At 71.8% G+C, this 21642-nt stretch carries 19 protein-coding genes; 14 read left to right on the top strand and 5 right to left on the bottom strand.

Going from position 1 to position 21642, the window contains the following annotated elements; translation table 11 throughout:
* The first annotated feature begins 12 nt into the window (after positions 1 to 12).
* The 3 genes from HNR10_RS29170 (at position 13) to HNR10_RS29180 (ending at position 4162) form a co-directional block, all read left to right on the top strand.
* A complete protein-coding gene (locus HNR10_RS29170; protein WP_179829113.1) occupies positions 13 to 1449 on the top strand; it encodes an endo-1,4-beta-xylanase in 1437 nt (478 codons plus the stop codon).
* 196 nt (positions 1450 to 1645) lie between these two features.
* Positions 1646 to 3013, top strand: coding sequence for a cellulase family glycosylhydrolase (locus tag HNR10_RS29175; protein ID WP_246406465.1), 1368 nt, complete (start codon positions 1646 to 1648; stop codon positions 3011 to 3013).
* Positions 3014 to 3085: 72 nt separating this feature from the next.
* Entirely contained in the window at positions 3086 to 4162 is a 1077-nt protein-coding gene (locus HNR10_RS29180) for a lytic polysaccharide monooxygenase (RefSeq protein WP_179829116.1), read from the top strand.
* Positions 4163 to 4325: 163 nt separating this feature from the next.
* On the opposite strand, the gene HNR10_RS29185 is transcribed toward HNR10_RS29180, so the two are convergent.
* The gene (locus HNR10_RS29185; RefSeq protein ID WP_179829118.1) at positions 4326 to 4919 is read right to left on the bottom strand and encodes a flavin reductase family protein; all 594 of its coding nucleotides are present in this window, start codon (positions 4917 to 4919) and stop codon (positions 4326 to 4328) included.
* Positions 4920 to 4968: 49 nt separating this feature from the next.
* On the opposite strand from HNR10_RS29185, the gene HNR10_RS29190 reads away from it, so the two are divergent.
* Positions 4969 to 5931 (top strand): threonine ammonia-lyase, encoded by a 963-nt coding sequence (locus HNR10_RS29190; protein ID WP_179829121.1) that lies wholly within the window; start codon positions 4969 to 4971, stop codon positions 5929 to 5931.
* A gap of 134 nt (positions 5932 to 6065) precedes the next feature.
* On the opposite strand, the gene HNR10_RS29195 is transcribed toward HNR10_RS29190, so the two are convergent.
* Positions 6066 to 6506 carry a hypothetical protein gene (locus tag HNR10_RS29195; RefSeq protein ID WP_179829123.1) on the bottom strand — a complete coding sequence of 147 codons (441 nt, stop codon included), beginning with the start codon at positions 6504 to 6506 and terminating at the stop codon, positions 6066 to 6068.
* Between the two features lie 410 nt (positions 6507 to 6916).
* Between HNR10_RS29195 and HNR10_RS29200 the strand changes: the two genes are divergently transcribed.
* The 3 genes from HNR10_RS29200 to HNR10_RS29210 are packed head-to-tail and all read left to right on the top strand — an operon-like array spanning position 6917 to position 9391.
* Positions 6917 to 7165: a hypothetical protein gene (locus HNR10_RS29200; protein ID WP_312889453.1), complete on the top strand. Its 249-nt coding sequence runs from the start codon at positions 6917 to 6919 to the stop codon at positions 7163 to 7165.
* Positions 7158 to 8210: a polyprenyl synthetase family protein gene (locus HNR10_RS29205; RefSeq protein ID WP_179829127.1), complete on the top strand. Its 1053-nt coding sequence runs from the start codon at positions 7158 to 7160 to the stop codon at positions 8208 to 8210. Before HNR10_RS29200 ends, HNR10_RS29205 begins: the two co-directional genes overlap by 8 nt.
* A 17-nt stretch (positions 8211 to 8227) precedes the next feature.
* Complete coding sequence (locus HNR10_RS29210) at positions 8228 to 9391, top strand: oxygenase MpaB family protein (protein ID WP_179829129.1); 1164 nt, start codon at positions 8228 to 8230, stop codon at positions 9389 to 9391.
* Positions 9392 to 9462: 71 nt separating this feature from the next.
* On the opposite strand, the gene HNR10_RS29215 is transcribed toward HNR10_RS29210, so the two are convergent.
* The gene (locus tag HNR10_RS29215; protein WP_246406466.1) at positions 9463 to 9684 is read right to left on the bottom strand and encodes a histidine kinase; all 222 of its coding nucleotides are present in this window, start codon (positions 9682 to 9684) and stop codon (positions 9463 to 9465) included.
* Positions 9685 to 9862: 178 nt separating this feature from the next.
* Between HNR10_RS29215 and HNR10_RS29220 the strand changes: the two genes are divergently transcribed.
* On the top strand, positions 9863 to 11068 hold the full coding sequence (locus tag HNR10_RS29220; protein WP_179829131.1) for a S8 family peptidase: 1206 nt from the start codon (positions 9863 to 9865) through the stop codon (positions 11066 to 11068).
* A 20-nt stretch (positions 11069 to 11088) separates the two neighbouring features.
* Here HNR10_RS29220 and purB read toward each other — a convergent pair whose 3' ends face one another.
* Complete coding sequence (gene purB, locus HNR10_RS29225; protein ID WP_179829133.1) at positions 11089 to 12519, bottom strand: adenylosuccinate lyase; 1431 nt, start codon at positions 12517 to 12519, stop codon at positions 11089 to 11091.
* Positions 12520 to 12698: 179 nt separating this feature from the next.
* Between purB and HNR10_RS29230 the strand changes: the two genes are divergently transcribed.
* Positions 12699 to 14099, top strand: a complete 1401-nt coding sequence (locus HNR10_RS29230) for a sensor histidine kinase (RefSeq protein ID WP_179829136.1) — start codon at positions 12699 to 12701, stop codon at positions 14097 to 14099.
* Positions 14066 to 14758 (top strand): response regulator, encoded by a 693-nt coding sequence (locus HNR10_RS29235; protein WP_179829138.1) that lies wholly within the window; start codon positions 14066 to 14068, stop codon positions 14756 to 14758. Before HNR10_RS29230 ends, HNR10_RS29235 begins: the two co-directional genes overlap by 34 nt.
* Positions 14759 to 14813: 55 nt before the next feature.
* Here the strand turns inward: HNR10_RS29235 and HNR10_RS29240 are convergent, their stop codons facing one another.
* Complete coding sequence (locus HNR10_RS29240) at positions 14814 to 16928, bottom strand: hypothetical protein (RefSeq protein ID WP_179829140.1); 2115 nt, start codon at positions 16926 to 16928, stop codon at positions 14814 to 14816.
* Positions 16929 to 18098: 1170 nt separating this feature from the next.
* Here HNR10_RS29240 and HNR10_RS30890 point away from each other — a divergent pair.
* The 4 genes from HNR10_RS30890 to HNR10_RS29260 all read left to right on the top strand — a co-directional run bounded on the left by HNR10_RS30890 (position 18099) and on the right by HNR10_RS29260 (position 21407).
* Positions 18099 to 19211 (top strand): DNA/RNA non-specific endonuclease, encoded by a 1113-nt coding sequence (locus HNR10_RS30890; RefSeq protein WP_312889454.1) that lies wholly within the window; start codon positions 18099 to 18101, stop codon positions 19209 to 19211.
* A gap of 95 nt (positions 19212 to 19306) precedes the next feature.
* Positions 19307 to 19690, top strand: a complete 384-nt coding sequence (locus HNR10_RS29250) for a hypothetical protein (RefSeq protein ID WP_179829142.1) — start codon at positions 19307 to 19309, stop codon at positions 19688 to 19690.
* A 169-nt stretch (positions 19691 to 19859) separates the two neighbouring features.
* Positions 19860 to 20144, top strand: coding sequence for a hypothetical protein (locus HNR10_RS29255; RefSeq protein ID WP_179829144.1), 285 nt, complete (start codon positions 19860 to 19862; stop codon positions 20142 to 20144).
* A gap of 207 nt (positions 20145 to 20351) precedes the next feature.
* Entirely contained in the window at positions 20352 to 21407 is a 1056-nt protein-coding gene (locus HNR10_RS29260; RefSeq protein WP_179829146.1) for a DUF2293 domain-containing protein, read from the top strand.
* Positions 21408 to 21642: the final 235 nt, after the last annotated feature.

Below are 21642 nucleotides of genomic sequence, written 5' to 3' on the forward strand. Positions count from 1 at the left end.
GAGGATCCCCCCATGCCAGGCAGGACACGCACACGAGCCAGGGCGCTGGCGGCCGTCGCACTCGGCTGCGCGCTCGCGGCCGGCCCGGCCGCGGCCGCCCACGCGGCACCGGCCGAGCCCGCCGCCGAACCCGCGGCGCAGCAGAGCGGGCTGCGCGAACCCGCCGACCGACTCGGTCTGCGGATGGGCACCGCCGTCTCCGCGCACCTGCTCGACCAGCAGGTCTACTCCGACACCGCCGCCACCGAGTTCAACACCATCACCCACGAGAACTCCCTCAAGTGGGAGTCGGTCCAGCCGCAGCGGGGGCAGTACTCCTTCGCCAACGCCGACCGGGTCATGGAGTTCGCCCAGGCCAACGACCAGCAGGTGCACGGCCACACCCTGGTCTGGCACAGCCAGCTGCCCTCCTGGGTGGAGGACGGCGGCTTCTCCGCCCCGGAGCTCACCGACATCACCACCGAGCACATCGAGACGACCATGGGCCGCTACGCCGGGGAGATCGCCACCTGGGACGTGGTCAACGAGCCCTTCAACGAGGACGGCACCTTCCGCGACTCGGTCTTCCACCGAACGCTGGGAGAGGACTACGTCGCCCAGGCCCTCACCACCGCCGACGCGGTCGATCCGGACGCCCGGCTCTTCGTCAACGACTACAACATCGAGGGGATCAACGCCAAGAGCGACGGCATGTACGCACTGGCCCGGTCCCTGCTGGACCAGGGTGTGCCCCTGGACGGCATCGGCATCCAGGGACACCTGATCGCCGGCCAGGTCCCCGGCGACATCCGCCAGAACATCGAGCGCTTCACGGACCTCGGGCTGGAGGTGGTCATCACCGAGCTGGACATCCGGATGGACCTGCCCGTCACCCAGGCCAAGCTCGACCAGCAGGCCGCCGACTACGCCCGGGTGATGGACGCCTGCCTGGCGGTGCCCGGCTGTTCCGGGGTGTCCGTGTGGGGCGTCACCGACGCCCACTCCTGGGTGCCCGACGTCTTCGAGGGCCAGGGCGCGGCGCTCCCGATCGACGAGGCCTACGAGCCCAAACCCGCCTACTGGGCGGTGAGCGAGGCCCTGGGCGGTGACACCGGACCCGGGACCGGCGATCCGGGGGAGCCGGGCGAGCAGGACTGCCTGGTCACCTACACCGTTTCCTCCCACTGGGGCCAGGGCGCGGTCGTCGACGTCACCGTGCGCAACGACGGATCCTCGCCGGTCCCGGACTGGTCGCTGACCTGGACCCAGCCCGCCGGTGAGCGAATCACCGGCGCCTGGAGCGCCCAGGTGGCCCAGAACGGGAGCGAGGTCACCGCCACCCCCGCGGCCTGGAACGGCACCATCGAACCGGGCGGGTCGGTCTCCTTCGGGATGCAGATCACGCACACGGGCCAGGCCGGATCACCCGAGGCGTTCGCGCTGGAGGGCCAGGCCTGCCGGACCGGGTGATGGGTCCGCCATGGGCCGGGCGTCCCACCCCCCGGCGCCCGGCCCGCCCCGCCCCTCGTCCCCGACCGGGCTCCCGCGGCCCGTCATCCCGCCCGCGCTCCCGACCGGCGCCGGGGACAGCTTCCCGCCACTGTCCCCGGCGTCCCCTCAGACCCCGCTCGACAACGTTGTCTCCGATCCATGGAGGAATCACCCGATGAGAACATCCGTCCCCCGGCGCCTGCTGGTCGCTCTCGGCTCGGCCCTGGCCCTGATGGCCGGGCTGCTGGCGTACGCGCTGCCCGCCCAGGCCGACACCGGCTTCCGGATCAGCGAGGGCCGACTGGTCGACGCGGCCGGAAACGACTTCGTCATGCGCGGGGTCAGCCACGCCCACACCTGGTACCCGCAGGAGACCCAGTCGCTGGGCGACATCAAGTCCCTGGGCGCCAACGCGGTGCGGGTCGTCCTCAGCAGCGGCGACCGCTGGAACGAGAACGGCGTCGACGACGTGGCCGCGGTGGTGGCCGACTGCAAGGCCCACCGGCTCATCTGCGTCCTGGAGGTGCACGACACCACCGGGTACGGGGAGGAGGCCGAGGCCGCCACGCTCGACCAGGCCGTCGACTACTGGCTGCGGGTCCGCGACGCCGTCGAGGGCGAGGAGGACCACGTCCTGGTCAACATCGGCAACGAGCCCTACGGCAACGACGCGGCGACCGTGCAGGACTGGGCGGCCGACACCTCCGCGGCGATCCAGCGCCTGCGCGACGAGGGCTTCGACCACACCCTGGTCGTGGACGCGCCCAACTGGGGCCAGGACTGGTCGCACACGATGCGCGCCGACGCCCAGCAGGTCTTCGACTCCGACCCCGACGCGAACACGATGTTCTCGATCCACATGTACGGCGTCTACGAGCAGGAGTCGACCGTCGTCGACTACATGGAGGCCTTCACCGACGCGGGCCTGCCGCTGATGGTCGGCGAGTTCGGCATCGACCACAGCGACGGCAACCCCGACGAGGACGCCATCATGGCGCACGCCGAGCGCCTGGGCCTGGGCTACATCGGCTGGTCATGGAGCGGCAACAGCGGCGGCGTCGAGTACCTCGACATGGTGGAGGACTTCGACGTCGACCGGCTCACCCCCTGGGGCGAGCGGATCTTCCACGGCCCGGACGGGATCGCCGAGACGGCCGAGGAGGCCCCGGTCTACGGCGGGACCGACCCCGACCCGTCGCCGAGCCCGGACCCCACGCCGAGCCCGGACCCGACCGACCCGCCCGGGGACGGCGACTGCGAAGCCGAGTACACGGTCCAGCACGAGTGGTCCGGCGGCTTCCAGGCGCAGGTCACCGTCACCGCCACCGTGCCGATCACCGCCTGGACGGTCACCTGGACCTTCGCCGACGGTGAGCGCGTCACCCAGTCGTGGAATGCCGCGGTCACCGGTGACGGCGACCGGGTGAGCGCGGACAACGCCGCCTACAACGGCACGCTTTCGGCCGGACAGTCGACCAGCTTCGGCTTCACCGGCTCCCACGAGGGGACCGTCGGCGTCCCCGAACTCGACTGCACCGCCTGACACACCGGCCGCGCGGGGCCGCACGGCCCCGCGCGGCCACCCACCCCCCACCGAATGGAGCAGTGAACAACGATGAGAACGAGGACGCGCCACGCACTGATCACGACCGTGGCCCTGGGCGGCCTGGCGGCCGGCTACGCCGTCGCCGTCACCCCCGAGCCCGCCGAGGCCCACGGGGCCTACACCTACCCGGCCAGCCGCACCTACGCCTGCTTCCAGGACGCCACCGGCGGCAGCAGCGGCGGTGCCCTCCAGCCCACCAACGACGCCTGCGCCGACGCCCTGGCCGAGGGCGGCGACTACGCGTTCTGGAACTGGTTCGGCAACCTCATCGGCGACGTCGGCGACGCCCACCGCGAGCGGGTGGCCGACGGGGAGCTGTGCGGCCCCACGGAGGACTTCGCGGCCTTCAACGCGGCGCGCACGGACTGGCCGAGCACGCCGCTGGAGCCGGGCACCACCACGGAGTTCCGCCACAACGCCTGGGCGCCGCACCCGGGGACGTTCTTCACCTACGTGACCGAGGACGGGTGGGACCCGAACTCGCCGCTGGCCTGGGACGACCTGGAACTGATCGACGAGACCACGAACCCGCCGCTGCGCAGTGAGGGCGACGCGGGGGCGGAGTACTACTGGGACGTCACCCTGCCCGACCGCGAGGGACGGCACGTGGTGTACGTGGTCTGGGAGCGCTCCGACAGCCCGGAGGCGTTCTACAACTGCTCGGACGTGGTCTTCGGCGAGGACCCGGGCGGCCCCGACCCGTCCCCGAGCCCGGACCCGACGCCGAGCCCCGACCCCACGCCCAGCCCGGACCCGACGCCGAGCCCCGACCCCACGCCGCCGGAGGAGTACTGCCGGGCGGAGTACTCGGTGGTCGGCGAGTGGTCCAACGGCTTCCAGGGCGAGGTCGAGGTGACCGCCGGCGAGGAAGACCTCGACGGGTGGATGGTCGACTGGGTGTTCGCCAACGGCCAGGAGATCCAGAGCGCCTGGAACGCCGACGTGGTCGACCACGGCGCGCACCACGAGGCGACCAACGCGGCGCACAACGGTACGCTCGCGGCCGGGGAGTCCACCACCTTCGGGTTCGTGGCCTCCCACGACGGAGTGAACACCCTGCCCCGGGTGTCCTGCCAGGAGGACTGATCCGCGGCGGGGCGCGACGGCCCGCGTACTGACGCGATCCGACGCGCACCGGAGCGCACGCGGTCGGCCGGCTCCGCGGTCCCCACGGGGGCCGCGGAGCCGCACCCGCACCCGCGGCCCGGTCCCCGCGGGTGCGCGACCCGGTGCCCCCCCGGCCGCGGCCCTACGGGGTGTAGGGGATCCGGTCGACGGCCCGGACCTCGCCCAGGGTCGACCACTCGTTGCGGCCCAGCCGCGCCAGCGGGCGCAGCCGGGTCACCTCGGGGTGCCCGTCCACCAGCACGTCCTCGTCCAGGGCCACGTGCACGACCCGGCCGAACACCACCGTGGAGTCGCCCAGGCACAGCGTCGAGTGCAGCACGCACTCCAGCGCCACCGGGGAGGCGGCCACACGCGGCGGCTTGACCACCGCGCCGGCCTCGCGCGCGACGCCGACGCGGTCGAACTCGCCGACCTCCGGCGGGAAGGGCGTACCGGTCGCGTTGACCGCCTCCTGCAGCGGTTCGGAGGCCAGGTTCACCACGAACTCACCGGTCTCCTCGGCGTTGCGCAGGGAGTCCTTGCGGCCCACCGAGGTGAACTGCACGATCGGCGGCTCGGTGCAGGCGATCGTGAAGAACGAGTGCGGGGCGAGGTTGTCCACGCCCGCGGCGGAGGTGGTGGAGACCCACGCGATCGGGCGCGGCACCACCACGGCCGTCAGCAGCTGGTAGAAGGCGCGGCCGGGCAGGTCGTCAGGGGTCCGTTCAGTACGCATCGGTCCCATTGTCCCGTGTGCCGGACCGGGTCGGGGGCATACTCGCGCCATGGAACTGGTCACTGTCGACGACGTCCGCTCCGCCGCCGCCCGGATCGAGGGGACGGTCGTGCGCACCCCCCTCACCGCCGGCCCGGCCGGAGGCCCGCCCTTCCTGCTCAAACCCGAGAGCCTGCAGCCCACCGGCGCCTTCAAACTGCGCGGCGCCGCCAACGCGGTGGCGCTGCTCGACGCGCGGCAGCGGCGCAGGGGAGTGGTCACCCACTCCTCCGGCAACCACGGCCAGGCGCTGGCCTACGCCGCACGCGCCCAGGGGGTGCCGTGCACCGTCGTGGTCCCCGAGGGCGCGGCCAAGGTGAAGGTGGACCGGATGCGGGCCTGGGACGCCCGCGTGGTCATGGCGGCGCCCGCCGAGCGCGAGACCGTGGCGCGGGGCCTGGAGCGGGACGAGGGCCTGGAGCTGGTGCCGCCCTTCGACGACGACCGCGTGATCGCCGGGCAGGGCACGGTGGGACTGGAGATCCTGGAACAGTCGCCCGAGGTCACCACGATCGTCCTGCCCGTGGGCGGGGGAGGACTGGCCTCCGGCGTGGCCACGGCGGCCTCGGCCGTCCATCCCGGCAGCGTCCGGGTGGTGGGCGTGGAGCCCGAACTGGCCGCCGAGGCGGCGGAGAGCCTGCGGACCGGGCACCTGGCCGCCTGGCCGCCGGAACAGACCTACCGCACCATGGCCGACGGGGTGCGGGTGTGCCTGTCCCCGCGTACGTTCGCCCACCTGTCGGCGCGCCTGGACGAGATCGTGACGGTGACCGAGGACGAGATCGCGCGCGCGGTGGCCGCGCTGGCCCACGGCGCGCGGCTCGTGGCCGAGCCCAGCGGTGCGCTGGCGGCCGCCGCCCTGCTCGCGGGCCGGGTGCCCACCGTCCCGGGACGGGCGGAGGCGACGGTCGCGGTGGTCTCGGGCGGCAACCTCGATCCCGAACTGTTCGCCCGCCTGGTGGCGGGTCGCTAGGACTCCAGCCGTGGTTCGCGGCCGACAGCTGGGTCCACGCAACACCCGATGGCAACGGTGGCTGCGGCCCCGGCCGCCGATCGAGAGATGGCCGCTGGGCACCGTGAGCGTCGGCCGACGGTGGAACAACGCGGTCAGAGCGCCATGCGGCAGTAGAGTCCATGGTCGTGCGACCGAGCCCGTCCAGCCAGTGCTGCAAGCTCGTCGAGGAGGTCCGCAAGATGGCCGGGATCGGCATGGCCGTAGAACTCCTCCGCTTGCGACCACGGTACGGAGATCTCGGCCAATCGAGCGGGGGGTGCGTCCGCCAAGGCGTCGCGGAGCTCGTCGGGCAGAGTGACGATCCAGGTGCTCTCCGCCTCCGGGCTCGTCACCAGATGAACGAATCGGGGATGTCCGGTCACCCGTGACACAGGTTCACGAATCAGCAGTGCCACCGCCTGCCCGAGCAGGACAGCGGGGTCGATCGTCTTGAAGCGGAGCATGTCGAAGCCGGCCTCATCAGGTCCCTCTGCGAAGGCTGATGCTGCTGCTTGATCGCCGGGTGCGCCGAAGTACTCGTAGAAGGTGCTCACACCGAGGAGTGTGACAGTGCGCCCCGACAGTCGGCATCCAATTCGTCCTGGAAGCCCCTATTTCTCGCGTCGGTCACCGGAATGCGGGGACGTCGGCGGCGGGAATCGGACCGGCCCCGTGCCTTTCGCCCTGGGCGGAATGTCATGGATGTTTCCTCCTTCTTGTCTGATTCATATCCCTATTGTCCGCTTCCTGGGAGAAAGAGGCGTGTTCTGTCCTCAATAAAACGGTCCGGATCACATGATCGCGTTGACACATGAGTTCATGTCAGAAGATGATCCTCGAAAGAGGATCCACGACGCACCTCCGAAATCTCGGGCCTTTTCGCCGAAGCCGTGATGATCGTCGTGACGGACCCGGACGGGAGAACACTGTGGCGCACACCGGTGGCGGTGCCGAGGGCGAACGCGTGAGTGATCCTGTACTGATCGCGGCAGGGGCCGCCGACCTGGTGGTCGAGGGCGTCGGAACGGCCCTGCGCAGGGCCGGGGCGCTGCTGGGACGGTCGGACCTGGCGGCGCTGGCCCGGGACGGCCGGGAGGAGCTGAGGCAGCGGGGGTCTCTGGCGTTGCGGCGGCACGCCCCCACGACCGAGTCCCACCTGGAGCTGCTCGCCCGTCGTGCCGCCTCCCGGGGATCCGGCCCGGGCGATGTCTGAGCCGACGGAACACGCCCGGTTCCGGGCGCGGGTGGACGCGGAGCTGGAGACCTTCGCGCGGCAGGAGACCGAGCACCTCCTCGCCGTCGACGCCGACCTGCTGCCCGTCGCCGAACAGCTGACCGCGGCGGCGGCCGGCGGCAAGCGCCTGCGCGCCGCGTTCTGCTACTGGGGGTGGCGCGCGGCCGGGCAACCGGACAGCGACGCCTTGGTCAGGGCCGCCGCGGCGATGGAGCTGGTGCACGCGGCGGCGGTCGTCCACGACGACCTCATCGACGAGAGCCCGACGCGCCATGGTGCCCCCACCGCCCACGCCGCCCTGCGATCGGCGCTCACCGGCGGTACCCGGCCCCAGGCCCGGAGCCGCGCCCTCGCCCTCCTCACCGGGGACCTGCTGATGGCGTGGGCCGGACAGATGTTCCTCCTCTGCGGCCTGCCCTCGGCCTACCTCGCCCGTGCCCGCGGACCGTGGTCGGTCATGGCCCGCGAGCTGGTCGCCGGGGAGTGCCTGGAGGTCCTGCGCACCGGCTCCCGTCCCGACACGGCCAGATCGATCCAGGTCGTCCGCTACAAGACGGCCAAGTACACGGTCGAGCACCCCCTGCACATCGGCGGCGCGCTGGCCGGCGCTCCGGGGGCCCTGATGGAGGCCTTCACCGCCTACGGGATCCCCCTGGGCGAGGCCTTCCAGCTCCGGGACGACCTGCTGGGGCTCTTCGGCGACCCGGGACGCACGGGCAAGTCGAACCTGGACGACGTCCGGGGCAACCGGCCGACCGTCCTGTTCGCCGAGACCTGGTCGGCCGCCACCGCGGCCGAGCGGCGGGAGCTGCGCGCTCAGCTCGGCCGGCGCGACCTGGACGAGGCGGGCCTGTCCGAAGTCCGGCGGATCACGCGGCGCACCGGGGCCCCCGACCGCGTCGAGGAGATGATCACCCGGCGCACCCGGGCGGCGGACGCCGCACTCGCCCGTGCGGGGCTGCCCGGTGAGGCCGCCACCGCCCTGTCCCACATGGCGGCCCTGGCCACGGACCGAAGGTACTGAGCCGTCGAGAGGATGCCATGCACCACACACCGGAGTCCATGAGCGCGCTACGGCGGGTGGGGGACGAACTCGCCGACGCCACGGTGGAGACACTGTTCGAGCGTGGGGAGGTCGGCAGGTTCAACACCCTCATGCGCTACGTCTCCACGGTCGGGCAGGAACTGCCCGAAGGGCTGCCGGACGTGGCCCACGAGTACCTGCGGGCGACCGCCGCCCCACCCTCCTGGGTCGACTGGGGCGAGATGGAGCGGGCCCGGCTGTTCTTCATCGACAACAACGTGCACGTCTCCACCGCACTGGCCTTCTCCGCCATGCCCGCCTGCTACGTCATCCCGCACGTGGCCAGGCTGCTCAGCGCCACCCACGGCCTGGAGTACCCCTCGCGACGGATGGCCGAGACCGGGCAGTTCACCGTCTACCTGATGCAGCCCGACGCCTTCGAGGCGGGGAGCCGGTTCGTCCCCGCGGTCCAGAAGGTGCGCCTGCTGCACGCCTCCATCCGCTACCACATGCGCCGCGAGGGGCTCTGGGACGAGGAGGCGCTGGGCACACCGATCTGCCAGGAGGACATGATCGGCGGCCTGATGATCTTCTCGATCCAGGTCCTGGACGCCCTGCACCGCCTGGGCGTCCACATGTCGGCCGAGGGCGCGGCGTCCTACTTCTACGCCTGGCGCGTCGTCGGCGAGATGCTCGGGATCAGCCCCGGGCAGGCCCCGGCCGACCTGGAGGAGGCCCGCCTGTTCTCCGACCAGTACATGACCCGGTACATGGGGCCCTCCGAGGAGGGCGCGCGGCTGACCCGCCAACTCATCGACCTCTACGAGGAGGTCGTTCCCGGAACCCTCCTGGACCCCGCGGTCGCCGCCCTCATCCGCTACCTCGTCGGCGACACGTGCGCCGACTGGCTTCAGGTTCCGCGCAGCGCCTGGGACACGGCCGTCAAGGCCTCTCCCGCGCTTCTCGGCGTCCTGGAGACCGTCGAGGACCGCTCCCCGCTGGGGGCCTGGGCACTGGACCGGCTCGGCCACCTCACCACCCACCTGGAGCTCAGCTCCCTCACCCGGGGCAGGGTCATGCAGTACGCCGTTCCCGAGCAGCTCAGAAAGGAGTACGGCCTCACCTCCACCGGGTCCCGCTCCCACCGGTGGGTCCCGCCTCCCCCGGCCTTCCCCTCCTGAGTCCGCCCCGGTGAGGCCCCGGGCGGTGCCAGTCGAGGGTGAGGGGTCCGGCGGCGTCCCGGACCGGCGTCCTAGCGCGTGCCGTTCGGGTGGTGGGAGCCGTGGGAGTCCGCGCCGGCGCGCTCGCGGGCGGCGGCGCGGTCCTCGCGGCGGCGCATGGCCATGTCGGAGAGCGCGGCGAGGCTGAGGGCGAGGACGAACGCGGCGACGATGGCGACGGTCCACAGGGCGGTACCGAAGGCGGAGGGGTCGGCCATGGTGACTCCGGGGGTCGGGGTGGATGCTCCGGTCATCACAACCGTAATCGGTGTTCACTTTCGCTACGACTGTTCGTGCTTGTGACCTGGGCCATATGCACCCAGGGTGATCAAGCTGTGGCCCGGAGGATACTGGTGCCGGAGAACAGGGCAGGTGTAGTCCAGGGAAGCGGCTCGGCGCCGATGCCGGGCCGCCCGATGATCAGGAGTCGCCATGCGCCAGAAGTGCTCCGTCCTGCGCGACCTGGGTGCGGCCAGCACCGTGGGTCCCTTCGAACTCGGCCGCCTGCCGGGCCGCGCCACACGCTCGGTGGCGTCGGAGCTGGTCGTCGAACCGAACATCGAAGTCCTGGAGATGGACAAACAGGACCTGCAGGAGGCCGCGCACGACCCACTGGTCCGCGCGGTCGCCCCCGTCATGCCGACCCGGCTCGTCACGCCTGTGCCGCTGTCGGGCGAGGCCGGCCCCGCCACCGAGGACGGCCACACCTGGGGCGTCGCCGCGGTGGGCGCCCTCGACTCCGAGACCACCGGCGCCGGAGTGAGCGTGGCCGTGCTGGACACCGGCGTGGACGCCGACCACCCCGCCTTCGCCGGGATGGACCTCGTCCAGCGGGACTTCACCGGGGACGGCAACGGCGACCGGCAGGGACACGGCACCCACACCGCGGGCACCGTCTTCGGCCGCGAGGTGGACGGCACCCGTATCGGCGTCGCGCCGGGCGTGCGGCGCGGGATCATCGGCAAGGTCCTCGACGACCAGGGCTCGGGCGACTCCGACATGCTCCTCAAGGGCGTGCAGTGGGCGGCCGACGAGGGCGCGCACGTGGTATCGATGTCGCTCGGCTACGACTTCCCCGGGCTGGTGGAACGCCTGGTCTCGCAGGGCTGGCCCGTCGACCTGGCCACGTCCTCCGGGCTGGAGGCCTACCGCGCCAACCTGCGCCTGTTCGACGCCCTGATGGACCTGCTCCAGGCCCGCGCGGCCTTCGGCCACGGCACGATCGTGGTGGCGGCCTCGGGCAACGAGAGCCGGCGCAACGAGAACCCCGACTACGAGATCGCGGCCTCCCTGCCGGCCGCCGCCGAGGGAGTGGTGTCGGTCGGCGCACTGGCCCAGGGCGGCGACGGCCTGACCATCGCCCCGTTCTCCAACACGTTTCCGCAGATCAGCGCGCCGGGCGTGGGGGTCCTGTCGGCCCGTACGGGTGGCGGGCTGGTGAGCCTGAACGGCACGAGCATGGCCTGCCCGCATGTGGCGGGGGTGGCCGCCCTGTGGTGGGAGCGGGTCCTGGCCGAGTCCGTGCCGCACACGGCGACCACCGTGACGGCACGGCTGCTCGCACACGCCGACACCGGCGGCATCGCCCCGGACGTGGACACCGCGGACCGGGGCGTGGGCGTGGTCCGCGCCCCCTGACCACCCCGGCCCGCGGACCCCTACAGGATCGAACCGGGGGAGTAGGCGGCGGCCTCCGGACGCAGGGCGGTGATCGCGTCGATCCGCGACACCACCGAACCGACCTGGTCGGCCGCCGCACCCGTGAAGGTGATCCGGTCGGCCAGCAGGGCGTCCAGCTCGGCCCGGTCCAGCGGGAAGCGCTCGTCCTGCGCCAACCGGTCGAGCAGCCGGTTGCCCGTGCCCTCCTGGCGCATCGCCAGGGCCGAGCCCACCGCGTGCTCCTTGATCAGCTCGTGCGCGGTCTCGCGGCCCACACCCGCCCGCACGGCCGCCATCAGCATCTTCGTGGTGGCCAGGAACGGCAGGTAGCGGTCCAGCTCGGCCGAGACCACGGCCGGGAAGGCGCCGAACTCGTCCAGCACCGTGAGCATGGTCTCCACGAGGCCGTCGAAGGCGAAGAACGCGTCGGGCAGCGCGACCCTGCGCACGACAGAGCACGACACGTCGCCCTCGTTCCACTGGTCGCCCGCCAGCTCCCCGGCCATCGAGGCGTACCCGCGCAGGATCACGGTCAGCCCGTTCACCCGCTCGCACGAGCGCGTGTTCATCTTGTGCGGCATCGCCGACGAACCGACCTGGCCCTCGGCGAACCCCTCGGTCACCAGTTCGTGCCCGGCCATCAGACGGATCGTCTTGGCCAGCGACGACGGCCCCGCGGCCAGCTGCACGAGCGCGGTCAGCACCTCGAAGTCCAGCGAGCGCGGGTAGACCTGGCCCACGCTGGTGAACCGGTGCTCGAACCCGAGGTGCGCGGCGACCTCGTCCTCCAGAGACGCCAGCGCGTCGCGGTCGCCGCCCAGCAGGTCCAGCATGTCCTGGGCGGTGCCCACCGGGCCCTTGATCCCGCGCAGCGGGTACCGGGCGATGAGCTCCTCCAGCCGGCCGTGGGCGACCAGCACCTCGTCGGCGATCGAGGCGAACCGCTTGCCGAGCGTGGTGGCCTGCGCCGCCACGTTGTGCGAGCGCCCCGCCATGACCGTCTCGCCGTACTCCGCGGAGAGCCGGCCCAGGCGGGCCAGCAGTGCGGTGACGCGGTCGCGCACCAGCAGCAGGCTGTCGCGCACCTGGAGCTGCTCGACGTTCTCCGTCAGGTCGCGCGAGGTCATGCCCTTGTGGACGTGCTCGTGCCCGGCGAGGGCGTTGAACTCCTCGATGCGGGCCTTGACGTCGTGGCGGGTGACCTTCTCGCGCTCGGCGATGGAGGCCAGGTCGACCTGGTCGAGGACCTTCTCGTAGTCCTCCACCACACCGGCGGGCACGTCCACGCCCAGACGTGCCTGGGCGCGCAGCACGGCCAGCCACAGCCGCCGCTCGGCGACCACCTTGTACTCGGGGGACCACAGGCGGGTCAGCTCCGCGGACGCGTAGCGGGCTGCCAGGACATCGGGGATCAGCGGTTTCGCACTCACGTCGCACCACCCTATAGCGGTGAGCAGGCACGTCCGCTCGCGGACCCGGCAAGCGGGGTGCGCGGACCCGTCGAGCACGCCGGACACGGGCCCGCCGGGGCGGGGGTAGGGCCCGCCCTACCCCCGATCCTCGGGTGCGGCCGATTCCGCGAGCCACCGGGGCTGCCTAGCGTTGGAGCATGACCGCCATCGAAGCCGCTCCGGCACGGCCCCGGACCCTCGCCCAGGCCCTCGCCCGGCCACGGTTCCTCCTCACCCCCTGGCCCTGGCGGGCCCTGCTCCACTGCGCGGTCACCGCCGCCGTCGGCCTGGCCCTCATCGTGGTGGCCGCGCCCGTGTACATGCCCTGGGTCCTGGTCCTGGGCAAGGTGGTCAGCGCGCCGTGGGACATGGCGGAGTACGGCGCCCCGGCCATCGCGGGCTTCCTCGTCGGACTCGTCATGGTGGCGTGCGTCTCCCCGCTGATCGCCCTGCCCCTGGGCGCGCTGGAACGCCTCCGCCTCACGTTCGTGTCCGACGGCCCCGTCACCGACGGCCACCGGACGCCGCCGCCCGGCCTGTGGGGGTGGATCCGTACGCGCTACACCGAGAACGCCACCTGGCGCGAGGTCGCCTACCTGTTCCTGCTGATGCCGATCGGCGTCCTCGTCGCGAGCGTCCTGGCCGGGATCCTCGTCCTGGGCGTGGTGATGGCGCTGGCACCGCTGCTGGTCGAGGACACCCACTCGGTCATCGCCTTCGGGGCCTACGACATCACCACGGCGGAGCAGGCCCTGCCCCTGGCGCTCCTGAGCCCCCTGGTGCTGGTCGTGCTGCTCTACGCGGCCGGGATCCTGGCCCAGGGGCACGCCCTGGTCGCCCGGGCCCTGCTGGTCGGCCCGCCCGAGGAGGAGCTGCGCGCCGAACTCAGCGAGGTGACCGAGTCCCGGTCCCGGCTGGTCAACGCCTTCGAGTACGAGCGCAGCCGCATCGAACGCGACCTGCACGACGGCGCGCAGCAGCGGCTCGTCGCGCTGTCCATGGACCTGGGCCTGGCCCGGCTCGACCTGGACGAGGACGGCGAGGCGGGCCGGCGGGTGGCCGCCGCCCAGGCCAAGGCCAACGACCTCATCGAGGAGCTGCGCCAACTGGTGCGGGGCATCCACCCCCGGGTGCTCACGGACCGGGGCCTGCCCGCCGCGCTCGCCGAACTCGCCGACCACTGCCCGGTGCCCACCCGGGTCGACACGGAGATCCCCCGCAGGCTGCCCGCCCACGTGGAGGGCACCGCCTACTTCGTGGTCGCCGAGGCGCTCACCAACGTCTGCAAGCACACCGAGGCCGACGCCGTGACCGTGCACGCCCACACGGTCCAGGCGGAGCCGGGGAAGTCGGAGGAGCCGCGGCAGACCCTCCAGGTGGAGGTCACCGACGACGGCTCGGGCGGCGCCGATCCCGCCCAGGGGTCCGGGCTCACCGGCCTCAAGGACAGGGTCGCCGTCATGGGCGGCACAATGGAGCTGTCCAGCCCCGAAGGCGGGCCGACCCGAATCCGAGTGGAGCTGCCGTGCGGACCGATCCCGCCGACCCCGGGGGCCTGACCCCCGTGCGGACCCTGCTCGCGGAGGACGGTGTGCTGCTCAGGGAGGGCCTGATCGGGGTGCTCGAACGGTTCGGCTTCCCCGTCGTCGCCTCGGTCGGTGACGGCGAGGCGCTGATCGGGGCGGTCGCCGAGCACGACCCCGGACTGGTGGTCACCGACATCCGGATGCCCCCCGACTTCACCGACGAGGGGCTGCGCGCCGCGGTGCGGCTGCGGCGGGAGCGCCCCGGCCTGGCGGTGGTGGCCCTCAGCCAGTACGTGGAGCTCAGCTACGCCTCCGACCTGCTCGACACCGGGGACGGTCGGGGCGTGGGCTACCTGCTCAAGCAGCGGGTCGGCGACGTCCGCGAGTTCGCCGCCACGCTGCGGCAGGTCGTGGAGGGCGCCACGATCGTGGACCCCGAGGTGGTCCGCCAGCTGCTGCGCCGCAGCGCCGACCCCCTGGAGCGGCTCACCCCGCGCGAGCGCGAGGTGCTCGGGCTCATGGCCGAGGGCCACTCCAACGGTGCGATCGCGCGGCACCTGGTGGTCAGCGACGCCGCCGTGGGCAAGCACGTGGGCAACATCCTCGCCAAGCTGGACCTGCCGCCCGACGACGGAGTGCACCGCCGGGTGCAGGCGGTGCTCGCCTACCTGCGGGGCCGCCAGGTCCGCTGAGGGCGGCCCGGAGGCCGGCGCTCGCCGGGGGCGGAGCTCTCCGGCGGCTGGTCCGTCAAGCGGTGCCCGGCCGTGCACCTTCGCCGCGCCACGCGTGGTGTATGCGCTGGAGCACCCAGTCGTCCAGGAGCCGGTCGCCGGGCTCGGGGCGGGTGCCGGGCTTGGCGGGTCCCCAGTCCCGGCGGAGCTGCTCCTCGACGAGCCCGTCGAACGCGGGACTTCCCCGGAGGCAACGCAGATCACGGTCGACGATCAGGAGCTCGGAAGGCCGGTAGTGCTCGCACACCGACGGATGCAGGGCCTCGCGCATGATGCCCACCGCCCGGGAGGCCGCGGCCTCCTCGTCCCCGACCATGGTCACACCACTGTCGTGGAACGGTTCGACCTCCCGTACCGCGCACAGGCACGCCTGGTTGTAGAGCTCGTTTCCGCGCGGCGGCAGTTTCTTCCAGAGTTCCGTGGACGCGGATCCGCGCGCGTCCGGAACACGGCCGGAGGCCATGGTGATGCTCGCGTCGATGCTCTCCTTCAGTGTCTCGATGCTGCGTTGTCCGATCCTGTATCTGGCCATGAGTCCTTCGTCGTGGTTCTTCCTGACATTGAGCGTCCGGTGCCGGGTCCTCCCCTTGTCGAGCAGGTCCTCGCACGCGATCCGCGGCCACGTGTGACGCTTTTCGAAGTCATGGGTCTCCGTCCTCGCGATGTGCAACAGCACCGAACGCACGCGGCGCACGGAGTCCCCGAACCGCTCGGTCCCGGGGGCGGCGACGAATTCCTCTTCCGTGGGGGTGGCGAGAGCGGGGCCGGACGCGAGCGCGGGGAACGTACTTCCCTGCGGATAGATCCCGGCTCTTCCGAGGGCGCTGAAGATGTCCTGGCGATCCGCCTCGGCCGCCCCTGACCACGCGTTCGCGAAATCGTAGTTCGCGATCATCTTGAGGAGCACCACCATGCGGTACCGGCTCCGTTCGAACGGATCCGAGCGGAACTGGGCGCGGTTGAGGACGTGCATGCGCAACGCCTTGACGTGCTCTCCCTCGAGCTCGTACTTGGCCGCCAGTTCATGGCGGACCACACCCGCGATGCGCCGGGAGCCCGCGACCCTCTCCAGGCGCTCGATGCACGTGCGGCGTTCCTCGCGGTTCGGATCGTAGTCGTGGGCGTAGTCGCGGTCCCCGCCGCACCAGGTCTCCGAACAGGTGAAGGGCGACTTCGCGGTCAGGTAGGCGGACAGGTCCTCGCCGTCGAACCTCGCCCTGGCCCACTCGCGGGTCGACGGATCGCTCAGGAAGATCCGGGAGGCGACGAAACCCGCCGCCCGCGTGGCGGCCGAGTCCAGTCGAAGGGGCGGCAGCGTGATCTGGTGTTCGCTCTTGCCGGTGGTGTTCTCGTACACATCGACGGTGACCGACACCAGACGATCGCCGCCCGGCGCCGGCGTGCCCTCGGCCGGCGCGGGCGCGGTGTTCTCGGCCGCCCGAACACGCACCGTGTAGGAAGGGATCTGCACGATCCGGGAGAACAACCTGGTCAGGGCGGAGAGCAGCTTGTTGCCCTTGATGTCGCTGCTCTCGACGATGCTCGCGACGGCTTCGCCCGGCTCCCCTCCTGGCTTCCACGCGGGCGCGACCACCTCGATCGCCGGAAGCCGCAGGCGTAGGTCGTTGAGCACCAGCCTGGTCGCCTCGTTGTCCGCTGCGGACGGTTCGGCGACATGGACGTGCGGCTCCTTGGCCGTGACGCGTTCCAGCCACAGGTAGCCTCCGGCGAGGGCGACCGACGCGGCGGCGGCCCAGCCTCCCTGGGGGGCTCCGTCGAGCCATGTGGGCTCACCTCTGGGCCACGACGGCCAGAACGCCCACGTGCCGCCCACCGCGGACACGAAGAGGGCGCAGACGCGCAGCCAGCGCCGGCCGAAGAGCTCCGCGACCCCCCACAGGATGAGGAACACCGCCACGAGCAGCCCGCCGACGAGAAGACGACCGACCTGCACACCGGTCGTGGAAGGCATGAGCAGCACAAGGACGAACGCCACCGCCCACACGGGCGCGATGGTCAGTGTGACGAGGCTCTTCCCGCCGATCTCGTGAAAGATCTCCGGAATGACCGCCCAGGAGACGAGGAGGATCAGAATACTGAGCAGAGCAGCGACGATAAGGACGGTTTCCATACGTCCCCCCGGGGTGCCTGTGAATATCGAGGCCATGGAAACGCAACATCACCGCTGACTCTCGGACCAAGAGGAGCGGGCGGTCCACCCGCACATCACGTATTCCAGCGTAGCGACCCCCGCGGGCGCCCTCAAGCGGTTTGCCGCAAGATATGCGTTCTTGGCGAACACGATGAATGAAAGGGCGGCACGATTTCGTGCACGCTGGGGGCGGGGCGTCATGGCGGCGGCCATTGCCAACACCTGCACAGGGGCGGTGGTTGCCGAGTGGGAAGTCCGGGAAGATTCCGACGCAGGTCACTGCTCATCCAGGGCGAAGAAAACGGATCCCTCGACGGCATGTGTCAGATCGTCGACCGGGCCCGCCCATTCCGCTTTCCGTGAGCGCCCATCCTGCGACACCGGTTCCGCGAGGGGAGATCTCCATGGCCACCGAGAACCCGAACGGGCCGGGGAAACCCGAGCAGAGCGACCTCATCGCCGCCCTGCGTACGTTCATCCGCACCCGCGGGGCCGACTACCTGAGGGACCCCAACGTCTCTTCGGTCGGCATCGGCTACAAGGAGAAGGACAGCCGGCGGGAAGGGGAGATCGCCCTCCAGTTCACCGTCGACACCAAGGCCCGGCCCGAAGCGCTGGAGGCCCTGGGAACGAGGCTGCTGCCCGAGTCGGTCGTGGTGGACGGTGTCGAGGTGCCCACCGACGTGATCGAACGCAGCTACGAGCCGCAGTTCCGGATCGTGGCCGAGGCGCGAAGCCCCGTGCGCAAGGACCGGATCGATCCCGTCGTGCCGGGCGTGAGCGTCGGGCACGTGAGCGTCTCGGCGGGCACGATCGGCTGTGTCGTCTACGACCGGCACGACGCGACTCCCTACGTCCTGAGCAACTGGCACGTGCTGCACGGCCCCGATGGCGACCTGGGCGAGGACATCGTCCAGCCCGGCCCCCACGATGACAACCGCACCCTCCACAACCGCCTGGGCGCACTGAAGCGCTCCCACCTGGGGGTGGCGGGCGACTGCGCGGTGGCCACGATCGAGGACCGCCGGTTCGCACCGGAGATCACCGAACTCGACGTCGCCCCCCCAGGAGCTGGGCGAACCCGAACTCGGCGACAAGGTCGTCAAGAGCGGCCGCACCACCTCCGTCACGCACGGCGTGGTGCGGCGTGTGGACACCCTCGTCAAGCTCGACTACGGCGGGACCGTGGGGGAGCAGATCATCGGCTGCTTCGAGATCGGCCTGGACCCGGCCCACCCGCCCCCGGACGGGGAGGTCAGTCGCGGCGGCGACTCCGGCGCGGCGTGGATGTTCACGACGTCCGAGGGTCGGCCGGGCACGGTCCTGGCGGGCCTGCACTTCGGCGGCGAGGGCGCGGGCAACCCGGACGAGCACGCACTGGCCTGCCTGCCGAGCTCGGTCTTCGAGAAACTGCAGATCGATCTGCGCCCGCCCGCGCCCGCCGAGGCGCAGGTTCTGACGGGCTATGACCCCGGCTTCCTGGGCACGCGGGTGGACACCCCGATGCTGACTCCCCTCATCGCGGGCGACGCGGTCCGACTGGACGGGTCGGAGGTCATCCCGTACACCCATTTCTCGCTGGCGTTGAGCAGCTCGCGTCGTTTCGCCCGGTGGGTGGCCTGGAACATCGACGGCGGCTCGCTCAAGCGGCTCAGCCGCAGGGGCATTCCCTTCGTCAAGGATGTGCGGCTCCCGGACGGGGTCCAGGTCGGCAACGAGGTGTACAAGGACAACCGGCTGGACCGGGGGCACATCGCCCGCCGCGCGGACCTGCTGTGGGACGGGCCGGCCGAGGCCGAGAGGGCGAACGTGGATTCGTTCTTCTACACCAACATCACGCCGCAGATCGAGGACTTCAACCAGAGCGCCAGAGGAGGGCTGTGGGGACGGCTGGAGGACGCGGTGTTCGCCGACGCGGACGTCGACGACCTGCGGGTGAGTGTCTTCGGCGGGCCGGTCTTCCAGGACGACGACCGCCTGTACCGGGGCGTGCGGATCCCTCGCGAGTACTGGAAGGTGATCGTCTTCTCCGAGCAGGGCGAACTCAGGAGCACGGCGTTCCTGCTGACGCAGAACCTCGACCAGATCGAGGCTCTGGAGCTGGAGGAGTTCCATGTCTTCCAGGTGATGCTGGGCGAGATCGAGGAGCGGACGCGGCTGCGGTTCCCCGCCGGGCTGCGCGGGGCGGAGACGCTGGTGGTGTCCGAGGCACTGGGGGAGCGGGTGCCGCTGGGGAGCCTGTCCGAGATCCAGTGGAGCTGAGGGGCGGAGACGATGAGCGATTTCCTCGTACAGGGACGGCACGGGACCAAGGGCAACTTCGAGGCGGTGATCCCCCGTCGCACGGCGGTGGCCTGATGCACCTGTGGCGCGACAACGACGCGGGTATGGTCTGGAGCGGACCCGCGTGCTTCGGTGGGCGCAGCCGGTACACGGATTCGACGCTGATCCAGTCGAACTACGGCGCGCCCGGGAATGTGGAAGTGTTGGCGGTCGACGAGTCGGGGAACCTCTACTTCTTCTGGCGGATGGACCGCCATCCCTGGACCTGGTCGGGTCCTTTCCGGGTCGGTACGGATGTCGCTTTCGACGTGCGGGAGTGCAGGTTCGGCTGGCGCGCGGGCTATCACCAGGCCGACACGCACGTCGTCGTGCGGATCCAGCTCGCCCCGGACGCGGGAATCGCCGCGAGCACGATGAACACCTTGCGGACGACCTGGCGCGACGGGATCATCAGCTAGTGGTCGAACCGCTTCGACTGCACTGGCGACGGGCAGCGCAAGCGCATCACGTTCGACGTGCACTGGGTGGACAGCGGTGCCCATCACGTGGTCCGGGTGCGGCCCGGTCCTGAGCGGTCCAACGTGACCACGTGGGACCGGGCAGGTCGACCAGGACACGGCCACCCGGGTGTTCGCCGCGGCCGAGCGGGTCGGACTGCTCGACGACGAGCCGCCCGAGCTCTCCACCGGGGACCTGCTCCCCGACTCCCTGGTCGCGGTCGTGGCGGTACGTGATGGCGAGGCGGTGCGTTGGGTCGCCGTCCCGGCCGCGGACACGGAGCAGTCCGCCGACGACCTGCCCGGCGAGGCGGAGAGCGTCCCGATGGAGACGCCCGTCCGACTGCAGCGTGAGAACCTCACCGCGCTCAGGCCGGTGCTGGACGCGCTGCACGACGTCGAGGCATCGCTGTGAGGGCGACCGGGTACGCGTGCCGCTCCGTCGCACCGGGCCGAGACACTGACCCGCCTCGACCGCGTCGTCGACGTGAACGGAACACCGGGGCCCGCGCGGAAGGCGGGTGGCCGACCCCGCTGACGCCCACACCGGCCGCCGAAGGTGCCCGGAGCCGCCACCGTGGCTAGGGTGGTGCCCCGCACAGCGGGACGAGTGGAGTGGGGCATGGTGTCGGGCCTGGAGACGAAACTGGGGCGGCGCGTGGCGAGGGCCGCCGACGAGGCCGTGACGCGGCGCGGGGCGGTGTCCGTCCTCGACACGTTCACCGCGATCGGATGGCTCACCGCCAAGGCCGTCGACACGTGGCAACAGGGCCGCGTGGACTCCCTGCAGGAGCTCGTCCAGGCGCCCCCGGACAGGCAGCGCGCCGCCGTCGAGCTGCTGCGGGCGTGGGCCGGGGCACGCGGTCTGGATCACCGGGAGGGCGCCTACCCCGCGGCCACCCGGGAGCGGCGGGGGCTGCGGTTCACCGCGGACGGCGACCCCGCCGACGAGCGGGACTTCCGGGCCCACTGGATCTCGCCCACCGCCACCGCCGCCCAGCGCGCGCGGGAGGAGCGGCTGCGCGCCAAGGCCCCCGACCTGGTCGTGCTGGAGGCGTCGCGGCCGTGGACGTGCGCGTCCTGTGCCGAGCCCGACGGTGAGCTCCTGCGGATGGAGGACTCCGACGCGTACTGCCTCACCTGCACCGACATGGACCACCTGGTCTTCCTGCCGGCGGGCGACGCCGCGCTCACCCGCCGCGCGAAGAAGGCGAGCACCCTGTCGGCGGTGGTCATGCGCTGGGTCGCCTCCCGACGCAAGTACCGCCGCACCGGCCTCCTCGTGGAGGAGGGCGCCCTGGAGGAGGCCGAGGCCCAGTGCCTGGCCGACGACGACGCCCGCGCACGCCGCCGTGAGCGCGACGCGGTGCGCCGGGGCGCCCAGGACGTGGTGTTCCAGGAGCGCTTCGCCGCGGAGATCACCCGCCTGTTCCCGGGCTGCCCCGACGAGCGCGCCCAGAGCGTCGCCGCGCACGCGGGCACACGCGGCAGCGGACGGGTGGGGCGTTCGGCGGCCGGCCGCGCACTCGACCCGGGCGCCGTGCGCCGCGCGGTCGTGGCCTCGGTCCGGCACGAGGACACGCTTTACGACGAGATGCTGATGAACGGCGTCCCCCGGGAGGAGGCCAGGTCCCGCATCGCCGATGACATCGACCGGGTCCTGGGCGGGTGGACCTGACCCCGGCCGGCGCGTCGGTACCGGTCCCGGTGAGTGGGAGAAGAAGGCGGGTCCGTCCCAGTCCCCTGCGGTGAGCTTCTCGATCGCGTCCCAGAGTTGGTCGTCGATCAGCGGCAGGATGCGGCCCATGCATTGCCAAGGTGACCCACGACGCGGAGTCCGGCGTCTCGATTCGTCCCGCGGTACCGGTGTACTGGCGTGTTTCATTCGGGCGAACGTTATGGCTGTGCACTCT

This window comes from Nocardiopsis aegyptia, from assembly GCF_013410755.1.
Taxonomy (GTDB): domain Bacteria; phylum Actinomycetota; class Actinomycetes; order Streptosporangiales; family Streptosporangiaceae; genus Nocardiopsis; species Nocardiopsis aegyptia.

What these genes read in the sequence shown, in the direction of transcription:
- HNR10_RS29170 (WP_179829113.1), top strand. Translation starts at nt 13, where the DNA reads ATGCCAGGCAGGACACGCACACGAGCCAGGGCGCTGGCGGCCGTCGCA.
- HNR10_RS29175 (WP_246406465.1), top strand. Translation starts at nt 1,646, where the DNA reads ATGAGAACATCCGTCCCCCGGCGCCTGCTGGTCGCTCTCGGCTCGGCC.
- HNR10_RS29180 (WP_179829116.1), top strand. Translation starts at nt 3,086, where the DNA reads ATGAGAACGAGGACGCGCCACGCACTGATCACGACCGTGGCCCTGGGC.
- HNR10_RS29185 (WP_179829118.1), bottom strand. Translation starts at nt 4,919, where the DNA reads ATGCGTACTGAACGGACCCCTGACGACCTGCCCGGCCGCGCCTTCTAC.
- HNR10_RS29190 (WP_179829121.1), top strand. Translation starts at nt 4,969, where the DNA reads ATGGAACTGGTCACTGTCGACGACGTCCGCTCCGCCGCCGCCCGGATC.
- HNR10_RS29205 (WP_179829127.1), top strand. Translation starts at nt 7,158, where the DNA reads ATGTCTGAGCCGACGGAACACGCCCGGTTCCGGGCGCGGGTGGACGCG.
- HNR10_RS29210 (WP_179829129.1), top strand. Translation starts at nt 8,228, where the DNA reads ATGCACCACACACCGGAGTCCATGAGCGCGCTACGGCGGGTGGGGGAC.
- HNR10_RS29215 (WP_246406466.1), bottom strand. Translation starts at nt 9,684, where the DNA reads ATGACCGGAGCATCCACCCCGACCCCCGGAGTCACCATGGCCGACCCC.
- HNR10_RS29220 (WP_179829131.1), top strand. Translation starts at nt 9,863, where the DNA reads ATGCGCCAGAAGTGCTCCGTCCTGCGCGACCTGGGTGCGGCCAGCACC.
- HNR10_RS29230 (WP_179829136.1), top strand. Translation starts at nt 12,699, where the DNA reads ATGACCGCCATCGAAGCCGCTCCGGCACGGCCCCGGACCCTCGCCCAG.
- HNR10_RS29240 (WP_179829140.1), bottom strand. Translation starts at nt 16,928, where the DNA reads ATGGAAACCGTCCTTATCGTCGCTGCTCTGCTCAGTATTCTGATCCTC.
- HNR10_RS29250 (WP_179829142.1), top strand. Translation starts at nt 19,307, where the DNA reads ATGCACCTGTGGCGCGACAACGACGCGGGTATGGTCTGGAGCGGACCC.
- HNR10_RS29260 (WP_179829146.1), top strand. Translation starts at nt 20,352, where the DNA reads ATGGTGTCGGGCCTGGAGACGAAACTGGGGCGGCGCGTGGCGAGGGCC.